Source organism: Proteiniborus sp. DW1 (assembly GCF_900095305.1).
Classification (GTDB): domain Bacteria; phylum Bacillota; class Clostridia; order Tissierellales; family Proteiniboraceae; genus Proteiniborus.
The window spans coordinates 93177-109455 of sequence record NZ_FMDO01000007.1; the positions used below are offsets into that span (position 1 = coordinate 93177).

Consider the following 16279-nt stretch of genomic DNA (forward strand, 5'->3'; position numbering starts at 1 on the left):
GAATTGATGTTAAGAAAATGTAAGATAAAAAATAACTAAGGCAATAGATTATTGAACTATATTAGCGTATAATAAAATTAATGACAAGGAGTTTACATACTTGAAACTAAGTATGTCTAAAAATTATCAATGTTTCATAGAGAATAATGAGGAGGGAATGACATGAATTTTAGCTTTACTAGCGAGCAGGAAATGATAAGAAAGACCATGAGGGAATTTGCTGAAAAAGAAATAAAGCCTATAGCGGCTGAAATTGACGAGACAGAAAGATTCCCTATGGAAAGTGTACAAAAGATGGCAAGATATAACATGTTAGGTATACCAGTGCCAGAGCAGTATGGTGGAGCAGGGGGAGATGATATAGCTTATGCTATAGCTGTAGAGGAATTATCTAGAGTATGTGGAACTACGGGGGTAATATGTTCTGCACATACATCTCTTGGATGTTGGCCTATTCTAAAGTATGGTACGGAAGAACAAAAGCAAAAATACCTGATTCCAATGGCTAAGGGTGAATATCTAGGAGCTTTTGGTCTTACAGAGCCAAATGCAGGAACTGATGCAGCTGGACAACAAACTGTGGCAGTTCCTGATGGTGATGACTATGTATTAAATGGAACTAAAATATTTATAACAAATGGTGGACAGGCAGATGTTTACATAATTTTCGCTATGACTGATAAGTCTAAAGGCACTAGAGGAATAAGTGCATTTATAGTAGAAAAGAATTTTCCAGGATTTAAAATTGGTAAAAAGGAAAACAAGATGGGTATTAGGGCTTCTTCTACTACTGAACTTATATTCGAGAACTGTAGAGTTCCGAAGGAAAATCTACTAGGGGAGTTAGGTAAAGGCTTTAAAATAGCTATGACCACACTTGATGGTGGAAGAATTGGTATAGCTGCACAAGCATTAGGAATAGCTCAAGGAGCATTAGATGAGACTATTAAGTTTGTTAAAGAAAGGCAGCAATTCGGCAGGGCAATAGGACAGTTCCAAGGAGTTCAATGGATGATTGCTGATATGGTTACTAAGGTAGAGGCTGCTAGACTAATGGTATACAATGCTGCTTATAGAAAATCAGCAGGGCTAGATTATGGTAATGCTGCTGCAATGGCAAAGCTATTCGCATCTGAGACAGCTATGGAAGTAACTACAAAGGCAGTACAGCTACATGGTGGCTATGGGTTTACTAAAGATTATCCTGTTGAAAGAATGATGAGAGATGCTAAGATAACTGAAATATATGAAGGAACTTCTCAAGTTCAAAAAATGGTAATATCAGCAAATGCATTGAGATAGAAAAGGAGTGAGAATGCTATGAGAATAATTGTTTGTGTAAAGCAAGTTCCCGATACTAACGAAGTCAGAATAGATCCAGTAAAAGGAACTCTTATTCGTGAAGGTGTTCCAAGTATTATAAATCCAGATGATAAAAATGCTTTAGAGGAAGCTCTAAAAATAAAGGAAGCTCATGATGATGTAGAAGTAATAGTGCTTTCAATGGGACCTCCTCAAGCTAAAGAAGCTTTAAAGGAAGCTATTGCAATGGGAGCAGATGAGGCTATACTATTAAGTGATAGAGCTTTTGCAGGGGCTGATACATGGGCTACATCTATTACATTGGCTGCTGCTATAAGAAAAATTGGGAAATACGACATAATATTCTGTGGTAGACAAGCTATAGATGGAGATACAGCTCAGGTGGGACCACAAATAGCTGAACATCTAGGACTTCCTCAAATTACATATGTGGAGAAACTTGAACTAAGTGGCAAAGGTGTTATTGCACATAGAGCATTAGAGGATGGTTATTATGTAATTAAGTCAGAGATGCCAGTGGTTCTTACTGCCATAAAAGAATTAAATGAACCTAGATATCCTTCTATTAAAGGCATATATAAGGCCTATAGAAATGAAGAATTAGTCAAAGTTTGGACGGTTGATGACATAGATGTAGATAGGGAACAAATTGGCCTTAAAGGTTCACCTACTCAGGTTAAAAAATCATTTACACCTGCATCAAGTAAAACAGGTGGTGAAATGCTAACTGGTAGTCCAAGTGAAATTGCAAGACAGTTTGTAGTGAGGTTAAAGGAGAGACAAATTATATAGTCGTATTATGCAAATGTTCACTTAATATTTCTATCCTAGTAGTATTAAATTTTTATGTTGAGGTGATATAAATGGCTGTTAAGGTTATAGATGAAAAGTGTACTGGCTGTACTACATGTGTTGATGCCTGTCCGTTTGAAGCTATAGAGATGAAAGAAGATAAAGCATATATCAAAGATAGCTGCACAACATGTGGTGCTTGTGTAGATGCTTGTCCCTTTGATGCAATAGTCAAAGAAGACGAGGCTAAGATAGAAACAGATGACATATCTAAATACAGAGGAGTTTGGGTTTTTGCAGAGCAAAGAGAAGGTAAATTATTAAACGTTTCAGTTGAGCTTTTAGGAGAAGGTAGAAAAATAGCAGATAAACTGGGAGTAGAGTTAACAGCAGTTTTACTTGGGAACAAGGTAGACGATATTGCAGAAAAGCTAGTTAAATATGGTGCAGATGTGGTATTATATGCCGAAAGTGAATTGTTAGAAACATATACAACAGATGGATATACAAAGGTTATATCAGATTTAGTTAAAGAAAGAAAACCAGAAATTATTCTAATAGGTGCAACTAATATAGGTAGGGACCTAGGCCCTAGGGTTTCTGCAAGGGTACATACAGGCCTTACTGCGGATTGTACAAGACTAGAAATAGATGAAGAGGATAATAAGCTTCTTATGACAAGACCTGCCTTTGGTGGAAATTTAATGGCTACTATAGTATGTCCTGATCACAGACCACAGATGTCTACAGTTCGACCAGGAGTAATGGAAAGAGCAAAATATGACGAAAATAGAAAAGGCAAGATTGAGTTAGTAGATATTGAGGTGACCAAGGAAGATATTAAAGCTAAGGTTGAAAATGTAGTTAAATCAGGTAAAGCAGAAGTTCCATTAGAGGAAGCTAAGATAATAGTAGCAGGAGGAAGGGGCTTAGGAACTAGAGAAGGCTTTGAGCTAGTAGAAAAGCTTGCTAAGAAGTTAGGAGGGGTTGTAGGTGCTTCCAGAGCTACAGTAGATGAAGGATGGATTGAACATTCTCATCAAGTAGGTCAAACAGGAAAAACTGTAAGACCTAAGCTATATATAGCTTGTGGTATATCAGGAGCTATTCAGCACTTAGCAGGTATGCAGGATGCCGAATGTATAATAGCTATTAACAAGAATCCTGATGCACCAATATTTAAAATCGCAGACTATGGAATAGTTGGAGATGTAAACGAAATAATACCAGCAATTCTTGAATCATTAGATAATGTAGATGATATACTGGCAGCTGTAAAGGCAATGGCATAAGAATCTATAAAATGTACAAAAAGGTAAGATACGACGAAGGCTTTCGTCGTTCTTGCTTTTTTGAGTCTATTAGCTTGTAAAAAATGGAGTAATATTTAGTGCTTTCTGTAATTTGAAAAAAATGTAGAAATTTATATAATTTTAGGGTATAATCATAAAAATACTATCTTTGTTTAAGATGTCTTGTTTTATCATTTTATTTGAAAAGGAGGGGAAAATGATGAAAAAGAAAAATAGAAGTAGGAAAGTTATGAAGGCTATAGGAGATAGCAGGGTGAATCTAGGAATTCGAGGTAAAATATCAATTGTTTTTGTTTTAATTATTACTTTATCTAATATGGTTTTGGGCTTAGGAGCTTATTTTACTTCTAAAGCTGTAGTTAGAGACCAATTTGAGGACTTAACTAAAACTCTTGGCAACGAAATAAGTAGGACTATAGAGTCATACTTTCATAGCTTCGAAGAGGCAATCAAGTTTATGGCTACAGATTCAAATGTAAGATCAGTTAACTCAAATGAGGAATCTGCTACATGGATGGTAAAGAGCTTTGAAAATTTCATAAATAGTTATACTGATGTTACGAACGTCTATTTAGGAACAGAAAAAGGTGATATGTATTTATATCCTAAAAGTGAATTACCTTCGGATTACGATCCTAGAAAAAGAGATTGGTACATAGAAACTGTAAATAATAAGGAGTTAACATGGGTAGCCCCTTACATAGATACAGGGACTAAGGAACTAGTCATAACAGCAGGAGTACCTATATATGAGGCTGTAAATCCAAATAAACTAATAGGAGTGTTAGCAATAGATGTTAAACTAGACACTCTATCTGATATTATTACTTCTATAACTATAGGGAAAGATAGCTTCCCTATACTGTATGATAAAGAAGGTACTGTTCTTATACATAAAAACAAAGATTTAATTGGGCAGCCATCTACTATTCCTAAGCTTATAGAAGCTATAAAATCTGGCGATGTAAGTTTTTTAGAGTATAATAGTGATGAAAATGGTATTGAGAAAAGGAAATTAGCAACCATTAGCGTGCTAGACAGACTAGACTGGAGAATAGTTTCAGGCATAAATCTAGAAGAAATCTCAAGCCATACCTCAAAGTTATTATTCAATACATCTTTAATTTGCTTTATTTCTATTGTAGTAACGATAATATTTGCTTTTATTTTTTCAAGAACTCTGACTCGACCAATAAAATCTCTTTCTTATAATATGGAAAAGGTAAAAGAGGGAGATTTTACATCTAGACCTAATATTAAGACAAGAGATGAAATTGGTTTACTTGGAGAAAGTTTTAATATTATGATAGATAATCTATCTAATCTTATAAATGTAATTCAGAATGTTTCTTATGAAGTATCAGAATCTGCTCAGCACTTAGCTGATACAGCAGAAGAGACTAGTATATCATCAGAAGAAGTTACAAGAACAGTAGAAGAAATAGCAAAAGGAGCTTCTGAGCAAGCTCATGATACTGAAACAGGAGTTATGCTGGTGACAAATCTTGCTGACAGGTTTGTAGAGCTTGCCAATAGTTCTAATGAAATGTTTGAAGTGGCTAGAGATGTAATGAACACTAGCATAAACAGCGTTAAGATAGTTGATGAACTACATTCAAAGACAGAGTTAAATAATGTCGCTACTAATGAGGTAGAAAATGAGATACTTAATCTAGATGAAAAAATAAGGTTCATTGGAGAGATACTTCAAACTATTAACTCAATTGCAGAGCAGACTAATTTACTAGCACTGAATGCATCTATTGAAGCTGCTAGGGCAGGAGAACATGGTAGGGGCTTTGCAGTCGTAGCAGATGAGATAAGAAAGTTATCATATGAATCTAGAGAGTCTTCGGATAAAATTAAGGACATCGTAGAAACCATTCAAAATGATAGTAAACATACTGTAGATACAATGAAGATTATGAAGGAGAGGACAGAGGAACAAACTCAGGCTGTAAAAGAAGTCAACAATGCTTTTGATAAGATATCTAGTGCAGTAGAGAAAATAGCTCAGAAAATCGAAATGATTCATAACTATGTCAATGACATGAACAGAGATAAGGATAAAATCGTAGAGTCAATTGAAAGCATATCAGCAATATCTGAAGAGACTGCAGCGGCATCCGAAGAGGTAACTGCATCTATGGAACAGCAATCCGCTGCTGTAAATGAGGTAGCAGAAGCAGCTTTAAGGTTAAATGAACTTGCCATGGAATTAAATAAAGAAATTACAAGATTTAAAATTTAGAAGCAGCCTATTGGCTGCTTTTTAAGTGTATAAAGACAGTAATCTATGATACAATATACTTGTAGTTTAACAATTTGGGGGAATTCATATGGAAATAATCGCCCTAATAGGCCATAGCGGTACAGGAAAGAGCTACAAGGCAATTGCTGTAGCTAAAGAAAGGGATATAGAATATATTATTGATGATGGGCTATTAATAAGGGGAAATAAGATAGTAGCTGGAAAATCTGCAAAGAGAGAAAATACCATAGTTAGTGCTATTAGAAGAGCTGTGTTTATGGACAATGTCCATAGATTAGAAGTGAGAAATGCAATAATAAAGCATAATCCTTCTAAGATATTGATACTAGGCACTTCAGATAAAATGATAGACAAGATTACAAGCTCCCTAAGACTTCCTGAGGCATGTGAGAGAATTTATATCGAGGATATTTCAACTGAAGAAGAAATAGACATAGCCAGGAAATACAGAAAAAAGGAAGGGAAGCATGTTATTCCAGTTCCTACCTTTGAGGTGAAAAAGGATTTTTCTGGGTATTTCATTGACAGCCTAAAAATATGGAGAAAGAAAGAGAATCCTAAAGAGCATACGGTATATGAAAAGACTGTAGTAAGGCCTACTTTTAGTTATCATGGTAAATACACTATTTCAGACGGTGTAATAAAGGATTTATTGAGACATGTTGCAAGTAAAGTTATTGGAATTTCGAAGGTTTATGGCGTACAGATAAAGAGCCTAGAGCAAGGGATTATTATTAGTTTTAATGTGGAATTTATGTATGGAAATCCAATAATGCCTTTGATTACACTTATGCAGAAGCAGATTATCTATGAGGTTGAGAATATGACTTCATTAAATATCCTTGCAGTTGATGTAACTGTTAAGAAAATAGTCATACCTTAAATATAGAAAACTCCCTTCTTCTATTGATTTCAAGAAGAAAGGAGTTTTTTTATAAGTTTTTATAGTTTAAATGTGTTTACAAGATTATTTAATTCATTAACAACTTCACGTAGATCAATAGCCATTTGGGCAATACTTTCTATTGTAGCAGTTTGCTCCTCAGTTGTAGCAGCAACTTCTTCTGAAGAAGCTGCTGACTCCTCAGATATGGCTGAAATACTCTCTATAGATGAAACTACTCTATTCTTAGTCTCATCAACTACATTTACCTTATCTAATAACATATTTATTTGATGTACAGACTTTTCTATAGACTCATAGATTAACATAAATGCCTTACCATTTTCATCCACTGCTACATTAGATTCATTAAATATCTGGTTGAATGTATCTACATTTGCCTTGGTTTTAGACATGTTTTCACGTATATTAGATATAATACCTTCTATTTCATCAGAATATCGTGCAGATTGCTCAGCAAGTTTTCTTATTTCATCTGCAACTACAGCAAATCCTCTACCATTTTCGCCTGCTCTAGCTGCCTCAATAGAAGCATTTAACGAAAGCAAGTTTGTCTGCTCAGATATAGACTGAATCGTATTTACTATATCATGAATAGAGTTAGATTGATTTGATAAGTCATTTATATTGTTAGATACTTCAACAGCTAACTTAGCATTTTGGTTAAACTTATCTTGAAGAACCTTTATTTTCTCAACGCCTTCAATACTATGTTTGCTCATTTCGTCTGAAAAGCCTTTTAATCTAGAAACACTTTCACCAATATCATTTATTTCCCTAGCTAAGATTAATAGTTGCTCTGTACCTTCTTGTGTTTCTTTAGCTTGCTCTGTAGCTCCAGCTGCCATTTCTTCTATAGCTCTTGCAACCTCTTGAAGAGCAATAGAAGTTTCGTCTGTGGCAGTTACTAGCCTTGTTGAATATTGATCTAAATGAATAGAGTTTTTTGAAATCTTATTTACCATTTCTCTTAGAGCTTTTCTCATTTTGTCTACTGATACTGCCATCAATCCCGTTTCATCTCTTAAAGAATATAACTTTTTATCTTCATATTCTATTAAGTCAAATTCAGATGTTCTATTAATAAATCCTGTTAAGCTGACTATAGGTGAAGAAATTCTCTTACCAAATATAAATGCAACTGCAATAGATATTATTATTCCTCCTATAGCTAGTGAGATAAGAAGTTGAATCAAGCCATGCATTTCCTTATATATTTCAGTTATTGGAGCAATAACTATTAATGTGTAACCATTGCAAGTTCTAGCATATCCTAATAATTTATCCTCACCCCCAAAAAATGTTTCTAAGACGTCTGATGACTTTTGTTCTATGGTATCTACTATGTACTTGTATTGGCCATTGTTTATTGTACCTATGTTATCGTTCACATTTAATGTAGGGTGAACTAAATAATCATACTCCTCGTTTAGGAGAAAAGCATATCCTGTATCAAAAATCTTAACTTCATTTACAAGTTTTTTAAGATCTTCAAACTCAATTCTGACTCCTGCAACACCTACAACTTGATTATTTATTATTATTGGAGAAGCAAAGTTTACAATTTCAGTATTAGTCTTTTCATCTATATAAGGATGTGACCAAATACTTCTTTTTTCATTGATTACGTTAGTGTACCAGATGTTATTGTTACTTGTTTTACTGTAATCCTTAGCCTTAAGGTTTTCTACCTTGTTTAAGGCACTTGAATCTTTAACTTTTACATAGTCTAGATACTTAAAATCTCCTGTCAATTCAGGCCTAAAATAAACAAAGATGCCACTAATACCTTCACTGGACTTTCCAACATTTTTTACTATATGATCAAGATCGCTTAAATAATGCTCTGAAGCTTCAGGATCATTAAGCAAAGATATGACATCCTTTGTATCAGTTATTGTTGATATGAGAACCTTAACTGAATTTTCAAAATGGCTTATTGACTGATCCAGCTTATTTACACTACTAGTGGCAGTTAGTAAAATATTTTCGTGTGCCCCCTTCATTATTACTTTACTGCTAGATATTGTACTTACTGAGCCAATAATTACTGTTAACACTACAGTACAAGTTAGTATGGATGCTATAACTTTTGTCCTAATACTTTTCAATTTTATTCCTCCCATATGTAAAATATTATAGAAGGGTAATTTGGTTAATTGGGAATGTTTCAGTTAATTTTACTACATATTGCTTCTTATTAAAAGAATAGAATAGGATGAAATATCGTAGAAATATAAATATATATGCATAATACACCAATAATCTAAATTTTTCATTATTTATTAAAAATATGAAAACTAGTATTAAAGACCTAAATATTATATATTAAATTTTTGAAACATATAGAGAGTTATTCTGTATTTTTGTATCGAATTTAACATAGTGTTTTTGCATCTTATTTACAGAATGATACTAATATGTTATAATTACCATGAAATCTAGTAGTAAGGGCACTTAGGAAAACGATTTACTATGTAAGTCGGATATTATGTTAGTTTTTAAAATGCTAATATTTAAGGGGGAACTGAAATGGCGGAAAAAACTTTAAATCCTTTTGAGATTGTTCAACAGCAGATAAAGTCAGCATGTGACAAATTAGGAACGGAAGAGGCTGTCTATGAACTGCTTAAGCAACCTCTAAGAACACTCGAAGTTAATTTTCCTGTTAAGATGGATGATGGTAGTATAAGAGTATTTACTGGCTATAGGGCACAACATAATGATGCTCTTGGTCCAGCAAAAGGAGGAATAAGATTCCATCCAGGAGTTAATTTTGATGAAGTTAAAGCATTATCAGCATGGATGACATTTAAGTGCGGGGTAGTAGGAGTTCCATATGGTGGAGGAAAAGGTGGAGTAATTGTTGATCCTTCAGAATTATCTCAAGGAGAACTAGAAAGACTTTGTAGAGCTTACATAGTAGCGATATCACCTATTATTGGGGAAAAGAAAGATATACCAGCACCGGATGTCGGTACCAACCCGCAAGTAATGTCTTGGATGACAGATGAGTATTCTAAGATGAGGGGAGAAAATGTACCTGGAATAATTACTGGAAAACCTGTTGCTTATGGAGGATCTCTAGCTAGAAATGAAGCTACTGGATATGGAGTTGCTTTAATGATGAGAGAAGCGGCTAAGAAAAATGGCTTGGATATGAAGGACCTAAAAGTAGCAGTCCAAGGTTTTGGTAACGTAGGAAGTTTTGCTGCATTATATGCTCAGGAAATGGGTGCAAAAGTCGTTGCGATATCAGATTTTTCATGTTGTTTAGTTGATGAAAATGGAATAGATGTGAAGGCTCTAAAAGAATATTCTACTAACAATAAAAATAGATTCATAACTGGATTTGGTAATGGGACCAAAGAACTTGACAGAGAAGAGATATTTGGAGTAGAATGCGATCTTTTCTCACCATGCGCATTAGAGAATGCTATAACAAGCCAAACTGTAGATAAAATAAAAGCTAAAATAGTAGTTGAAGGAGCTAACGGACCAACTACTCCAGAGGCTAATAAAGTTCTTAATGAAAAAGGTGTCTTTACAGTACCTGATATATTAGCTAATGCTGGAGGCGTAACTGTATCTTACTTTGAATGGGTACAAAACTTAATGAACCATTACTGGTCATTTGAAGAAGTACAACAAAAACAAGAACAGTTAATGGTTAAGGCATTTAATGAAATAATAGATTTATCAGAGCAATACAATGTTGATATGAGAACAGCTGGATACATGATATCTATCAAGAAGGTAGCAGATGCAATGAAGTTAAGAGGATGGTATTAAAATATAGAAATAACATACAACCCTTGGTAACAATTTATCAGGGGTTTTTTTAGAAAGCACGACTTTTCATCATTGAGAAGTCGTGCTTTTTTTTTGAGAATTATGCTAATTCTCATGTTTATTTGTTGATTAAAAACTTTATAATATATGGAACATATGTCGAATTTACACTAACTATTTCGACATTGTTAATATTCTGATATAATATATTTAAATTGACAAATAAAATTCATGACTTGTACTATTTTATATAAACATAAGGAGGTTCTAGTTTTATATGGACAGGATTCCAACAATACTTATAGATTCACTTCCTATTATTGCTAAGGTTACTTCTGGATATTCGACACTTACTAACAAAAATGGTGAAAGATTAAAGACTGTAGATTCTTCTGGACGCGAAATAGAAGATCTAAAGGGAATATACTATGACTTAGCAAAGCAAGCAGCAGATGAACAAAAGCCTATATATGGTATGTCACAGATTGAAACTGGAGCAGAAACCTGGTGTATACCAATAGGGGATTATGTATTATGTTGTAGTAATGTTGAGCGGATTAAATATAGTAATGCTCTTAAGCAGTCCTTGATTGATGCTTTACCTTTTATTGCCCGTGTTGCAGGAGGAGAGGCAGTGGTATTTGACGGCGAAGGTAAAAGATTGGCATCAATTAATTCAAATGGAGAGGTAAACGAAAAGTTTTTAGGAACCATAAGCAAAGATGCGAATGAAGCAATGAAAGCACAGAAACCTGTTATTGGTGAATCAAACTATATTAGTGGTGCAAGTGCTGTTAGGATTCCAATGGGTAAGGATTTTGGCTTCGGATTTAATAATGAGGACCATATTCAGAAAAACAATAGTTTAATGAATGAAATGAAGAAATATCAAAATGCAAAATATAACTTTTCTGATATTATAGGAAATACTAAAGAAATAGGTAGAGCAAAGGAAATAGCTAATATAGCTGCCCAGTCTAGCTCAAATGTTTTAATCTTTGGTGAAACTGGAACAGGAAAGGAAGTTTTTGCTCAATCTATTCATAATGCAAGCAATAGGGCTAATAAGCCTTTTGTAGCTATAAACTGCTCTGCCATACCTCAAAATCTTATGGAAAGTAGTTTTTTTGGATATGAAAGTGGAGCCTTTACGGGAGCAAAAAAAGGTGGTTCTGCTGGAGTTTTCGAACAAGCTAACGGAGGAACGTTATTCCTTGATGAGATTAGTGAAATGCATCTAGATCTCCAATCAAAGATACTGAGGGTTCTACAGGAAAGGGAAGTAAGGAGAATAGGAAGTGAGAAAGTAATTCATCTGGATATAAGAATAATATCTGCTTCTAACAAGGATTTGGACAAGCTAGTCAATGAAGGGAAGTTTAGACAGGACTTATTTTATAGATTAAACGTCCTTGATATACAGCTTCCTTCATTAAGATATATAAAAGAAGATATTCCGTTACTTGTTAAACATGCAATTAAAAAAATGAATATTATTTTTGGAAGATTTGTGGAAGGTATAGACGATGAGGCTTTAGGTACTCTCGTAAATTATAGTTGGCCTGGTAATATTAGAGAGTTGATGAATTGTGTTGAAAAAGCATTTAATATTATTGGTAATGAGAGAATAATAAGGGTGAAGCATTTACCTAGAAACATTAAGGAAAGCCTTAATGTTTTAGATGTCAACGATGAGGGGCTTGAAGAAATGCTAAAAAGATATGAGCGAGAAATAATTCTTAAAGCTCTTAAAATAAATAATGGGATTAAGTCTAAAGCAGCTAATTATCTAAAAATTAGTACAACTACTTTGTGGAGGAAAATAAATCAATTGAATATTGAGAATGAATAGCGTTTCAAAATTGAAATTTGCATTGCGATTTTGAAATACTGATTACTGTTGAATTTGTAAAGCTAGTAGTTTTTTTCTGAAAACATTTCAAAAATGAAAATGTTTTCAGAATTTTTTTATTATTTTACATACAATCCACAATGATTTTTAAAGTTCATTAGTGAGAAAATAAACTTAAAAGATTATTTGTTAAAAGGTTGTAACAGTAGATGATTATATAGATTGCATAGCTACTTGGAAATAGTTATTTTTTTATCAGTATTTATAACTTGGCAAGGCTTTTGCATAAATACACTATAAGAAATTGCAGCAGCTTAAGAACCAAAATTTGAAATATTCAAGTTAATAATGTGTAGGAGGGATAAGATGAAACAATTTTGTTACTATGCTCCATCAACAATTGAGGAAGCAGTAAAGATACTAACGGGAGCAGATGAGAATACTCAAATTATAGCCGGAGGGACTGACTTTATTGTTCAAATAAATCAAAAGATGATTTCTCCAGAAAAAGTAGTGGATATTAAAAAAATTAAGGAAATGAAGTATGTAAAAGAGGAAAATGGATTCATAAAGATTGGTGCTGCTACTAATTTTAGTGAACTAGACTGCTCTGAAATATTATTAAGAAAGGCTAAGGCTCTCGCTATAGCTTGTGGAGAAGTTGGCTCTACACAAATTAGAAATCTAGGAACTATTGGAGGCAATATAGTAAATGCTTCTGCTGCAGGAGATTCTATAGCCGCTCTTATGGCTCTTGATGCTTCAGTTGTTTTAAAAAGTGAAAAAGAAGAAAGAGTTATGAAATTAGAAGAATTCTACCAGGGTCCTGGGAACTGCCAAATTAGAAAAGATGAACTATTGACTGAGATATTTTTCCAAAGTCCTAATGAAAGGACAGCTACAAGTTTTAAAAAGCTAGGAAAAAGAAAAGCTTTAGCTATAGTTGTTATAAGTGCAGGAGCTTTAATCGAAAAGGATACTGATAACAAATGTACAAAGGCACAAATTTCATTAGGTGCTATTTCAAGATATCCAATAAGAGTTAGAGAAGCTGAAAAACTATTAATTGGAAAAGAATTAAATGAGCAAAATATTGAAGCGTGTTTAGAGAAGTTAGCTGAAATAACAGACATCAGTGTTACCAACTCACCTTTTAAACACTTGGCCCTCTATAAGAGTTCAGCTATTAAGGGTATTGCAAGAGATATGTTTGCTGATATATTGGCAGATTTAAAATAGTATTATCTATCAAAAGAGGAGGTTTATATTTTGGAGAAAATAAAAATATCGTTTAACCTAAATAATGAAGATGTAACTATAGATATAAATCCAAATAAGAGATTAATAGACATGCTTAGAGAGGATTTTAAACTAACAAGTGTTAAGGAAGGGTGTTCTGAAGGTGAGTGTGGTGCTTGTACTGTAATAGTAGATAGCTGTGCAGTAACTTCTTGTATTATGCTAGCTCCTCAAGTTCATGGAAGTACTGTAATTACCCTTGAAGGTTTATCTAAGAATGGCGATTTAGATAAGCTTCAACAGGCATTTATTGATGCTGGTGCTATTCAATGTGGTTTTTGTACTCCAGGAATGATACTTTCAGCTAAGGCTTTGTTTATGAAAAAATCTAATCCATCAAGAGAAGAGATTAAAAAAGCAATGTCAGGAAATATTTGTAGATGTACTGGATATAAAAAAATAATTGATGCAGTTGAAATAGCAAGAGATAAATAAATGAAAGGAGGAACTAGAGTGGACAATTTAAATATAATTGGCAAGAGCGTTGAAAAAAAAGATTCACTTAGTAAAGCAATAGGTACAGCAATTTTTTCGGCTGATATAGAATTAGATAATATGTTATATGGTTCAGTTAAAAGAAGTACTGTAGCTTCTGCTATTTTAAAAAATATTGATACTAGTAAAGCAAAGGCGTTGCCAGGAGTTGCTGCTGTACTGACATACAAAGACATACCTGGAGATAATAGAGTAGGTATCATAATTAAAGATGAACCCATACTAGTTGATGACAAAATTAGAAGAATAGGTGATGCTCTGGCAATAGTTGCTGCTGAGACAAAAGAAATTGCCGAGGAAGCCTTAGATTTAATAGAAGTAGAATATGAAGAATTAGAAGGAATATTTACTATAGAAGATGCACTAAAAGAAGGGGTACATGCAATTCATGGAAACTCAAATGTTCTTCAAAATAAGGATTTGATTTTTGGTGATGTAGATGAAGCGTTTAAGCAATGTGATGTAATAGTTGAAGATACTTATAAGACAAATTATTTTGCTCACATGTTTATCGAACCTGAGGCTGGTGTTGCCAAGTATGAAAACGGTATTTTAACATTCTGGAGCTCAACTCAGAATCCTCACTTTGATAGAGGCGAAGTGGCAAGAATGCTTAAACTTCCACAAAGTAAGGTTAGAAGTATTCAAGCTACTACAGGTGGTGGATTTGGAGGAAAGCTTGATATATCAGTACAATGCCATGCTGCTTTATTGGCATATTATACTGGTAGACCAGTGAAGTTTGTTAGAAGTAGAGAAGAGTCTATGAAAGTTTCTTCAAAAAGACACCCTATGACTTTGAAGCTTAAAACAGGAGCAACAAGAGATGGAAAAATTTTAGCTTTAGATGCACATATAACAGGAGATACAGGTGCATACGCATCATATGGACCTGCTGTTATAGGTAGAGCAATGACTCACTTAACTGGACCTTATGAGATTCCAAATGTAAGAGTTAAAGCAACTTTTGTATATACTAACAACCCAATGGCAGGTGCATTTAGAGGCTTTGGAGTTCCACAAGCAGCTATAGCCCATGAAGGACAAATGGATTTACTTGCCAAAAAGTTAGGAATGGATCCAATCGAGCTAAGATTAAAGAATGCTCTAAGAGTTGGTTCTGTCACATCTACGGGTCAACTACTAACCGATGGTGTCGGTATAGTTGAGACTATAGAGAAAGCAGTGGAAAAAGCAAAAGAAGTGATTTTTACTGAAGGAGAGGTGAAATAGGATGAAGAAAAGAGGAGTCGGAGTAGGATGTATGTGGTATGGAATAGGAAATACAGGATTACCAAATCCTGCTGCAGCCTTTGTAGAAGTACATGGAGATGGCTCTGTGACAGCTTTAGTTGGTTGTGCAGATATAGGACAAGGCTCTTCAACAGTAATGGCGCAAATTGTCGCTGAGACATTGGGAGTTAACTATGAAGATGTGAATGTGACTGCTGCTGATACAGGAGTGACACCAGAAGGTGGAGCTACTTCAGCAAGTAGACAAACATACATTTCTGGTAATGCGTGTCTTGCGGCAGCTAAAATGGCAAAAAAAACCTTAATAGAGGTAGCTGCTGAAGTTCTTGGTGTAGATGAGGAACTAGTCAACATTAAGAATAAAAAAGTAATAGTTACAAATGATGAATCAAAGCAAATGGATTTCTCTGTTCTTATGGATGAGATGAAGAAGAGAGGTAAGATTGCACTTGGAAGCGGTTCATTTAACCCTGATACAACAGCTCTAGATCCCGTTAACATGCAAGGTATACCATATGCTTGCTATGCATATGCAACAAATATTGTAGAGGTAGAAGTAGATACAGAAACAGGAGAAGTACAAGTGTTAAAGGTAGTAGCTGCACACGACGTTGGACAGACTATTAATGAAAAAATGGCTGAGGGACAAATAGAAGGTGGAGCTGCCATGGGAATGGGACTTGCTTTACTAGAAAAGGTTGAAGTAGAAAAAGGAGTTATTAAAAATCCAGGTTTTTCAAAGTATTTAGTTTATACAGCTGCGGATATGCCAGAAATATATCCAATACTTGTAGAAGATCCTACATTAACTGGGCCTTATGGTGCAAAGGGATTAGGAGAACCTGCTCTAATACCTGTAATACCAGCAATCTTAAATGCTATTTATGATGCTATTGGAGTTAGGTTTACTGAAGTTCCTGTAACACCTGAAGCAATAATAGAGGCATTAAAAAACAAAAACTAAAAAAATATTAGGGGGTAGT

At 34.1% G+C, this 16279-nt stretch carries 12 protein-coding genes; 11 read left to right on the plus strand and 1 reads right to left on the minus strand.

All coding sequences use genetic code 11. The features are described 5' to 3' along the window. Positions 1-162 precede the first annotated feature (162 nt). The 5 genes from DW1_RS01790 (at position 163) to DW1_RS01810 (ending at position 6583) form a co-directional block, all read left to right on the plus strand. Positions 163-1302 (plus strand): acyl-CoA dehydrogenase, encoded by a 1140-nt coding sequence (locus DW1_RS01790; protein WP_074348924.1) that lies wholly within the window; start codon positions 163-165, stop codon positions 1300-1302. Between the two features lie 18 nt (positions 1303-1320). After that, on the plus strand, positions 1321-2115 hold the full coding sequence (locus tag DW1_RS01795) for an electron transfer flavoprotein subunit beta/FixA family protein (RefSeq protein WP_074348925.1): 795 nt from the start codon (positions 1321-1323) through the stop codon (positions 2113-2115). A gap of 71 nt (positions 2116-2186) precedes the next feature. After that, complete coding sequence (locus DW1_RS01800; protein WP_074348926.1) at positions 2187-3407, plus strand: electron transfer flavoprotein subunit alpha; 1221 nt, start codon at positions 2187-2189, stop codon at positions 3405-3407. A 220-nt stretch (positions 3408-3627) separates the two neighbouring features. Continuing rightward, positions 3628-5679, plus strand: coding sequence for a methyl-accepting chemotaxis protein (locus DW1_RS01805; RefSeq protein ID WP_159433533.1), 2052 nt, complete (start codon positions 3628-3630; stop codon positions 5677-5679). 88 nt (positions 5680-5767) lie between these two features. Then, entirely contained in the window at positions 5768-6583 is an 816-nt protein-coding gene (locus DW1_RS01810) for an Asp23/Gls24 family envelope stress response protein (protein WP_074348927.1), read from the plus strand. Between the two features lie 59 nt (positions 6584-6642). On the opposite strand, the gene DW1_RS01815 is transcribed toward DW1_RS01810, so the two are convergent. Then, positions 6643-8715 (minus strand): methyl-accepting chemotaxis protein, encoded by a 2073-nt coding sequence (locus DW1_RS01815; protein ID WP_074348928.1) that lies wholly within the window; start codon positions 8713-8715, stop codon positions 6643-6645. A 421-nt stretch (positions 8716-9136) separates the two neighbouring features. Here DW1_RS01815 and DW1_RS01820 point away from each other — a divergent pair, with 421 nt between their 5' ends. From DW1_RS01820 to DW1_RS15865, 6 genes are all read left to right on the plus strand, one after another. Next, positions 9137-10396: a Glu/Leu/Phe/Val family dehydrogenase gene (locus tag DW1_RS01820; RefSeq protein WP_074348929.1), complete on the plus strand. Its 1260-nt coding sequence runs from the start codon at positions 9137-9139 to the stop codon at positions 10394-10396. A 277-nt stretch (positions 10397-10673) separates the two neighbouring features. Next, entirely contained in the window at positions 10674-12248 is a 1575-nt protein-coding gene (locus DW1_RS01825; RefSeq protein WP_074348930.1) for a sigma-54 interaction domain-containing protein, read from the plus strand. Positions 12249-12614: 366 nt separating this feature from the next. Further along, on the plus strand, positions 12615-13487 hold the full coding sequence (locus DW1_RS01830) for an FAD binding domain-containing protein (protein ID WP_074348931.1): 873 nt from the start codon (positions 12615-12617) through the stop codon (positions 13485-13487). Between the two features lie 30 nt (positions 13488-13517). Beyond that, positions 13518-13982, plus strand: coding sequence for a (2Fe-2S)-binding protein (locus DW1_RS01835; RefSeq protein ID WP_143474336.1), 465 nt, complete (start codon positions 13518-13520; stop codon positions 13980-13982). Positions 13983-14000: 18 nt separating this feature from the next. Next, a complete protein-coding gene (locus tag DW1_RS15860; RefSeq protein ID WP_074349114.1) occupies positions 14001-15275 on the plus strand; it encodes a xanthine dehydrogenase family protein molybdopterin-binding subunit in 1275 nt (424 codons plus the stop codon). A gap of 1 nt (position 15276) precedes the next feature. Then, entirely contained in the window at positions 15277-16260 is a 984-nt protein-coding gene (locus DW1_RS15865) for a xanthine dehydrogenase family protein molybdopterin-binding subunit (RefSeq protein WP_074348932.1), read from the plus strand. Positions 16261-16279 lie beyond the last annotated feature (19 nt).

Coding starts and splice junctions, on each gene's coding strand:
- DW1_RS01790 (WP_074348924.1), top strand. CDS start 163: ATGAATTTTAGCTTTACTAGCGAGCAGGAAATGATAAGAAAGACCATG.
- DW1_RS01795 (WP_074348925.1), top strand. CDS start 1,321: ATGAGAATAATTGTTTGTGTAAAGCAAGTTCCCGATACTAACGAAGTC.
- DW1_RS01800 (WP_074348926.1), top strand. CDS start 2,187: ATGGCTGTTAAGGTTATAGATGAAAAGTGTACTGGCTGTACTACATGT.
- DW1_RS01805 (WP_159433533.1), top strand. CDS start 3,628: ATGAAAAAGAAAAATAGAAGTAGGAAAGTTATGAAGGCTATAGGAGAT.
- DW1_RS01810 (WP_074348927.1), top strand. CDS start 5,768: ATGGAAATAATCGCCCTAATAGGCCATAGCGGTACAGGAAAGAGCTAC.
- DW1_RS01820 (WP_074348929.1), top strand. CDS start 9,137: ATGGCGGAAAAAACTTTAAATCCTTTTGAGATTGTTCAACAGCAGATA.
- DW1_RS01825 (WP_074348930.1), top strand. CDS start 10,674: ATGGACAGGATTCCAACAATACTTATAGATTCACTTCCTATTATTGCT.
- DW1_RS01830 (WP_074348931.1), top strand. CDS start 12,615: ATGAAACAATTTTGTTACTATGCTCCATCAACAATTGAGGAAGCAGTA.
- DW1_RS15865 (WP_074348932.1), top strand. CDS start 15,277: ATGAAGAAAAGAGGAGTCGGAGTAGGATGTATGTGGTATGGAATAGGA.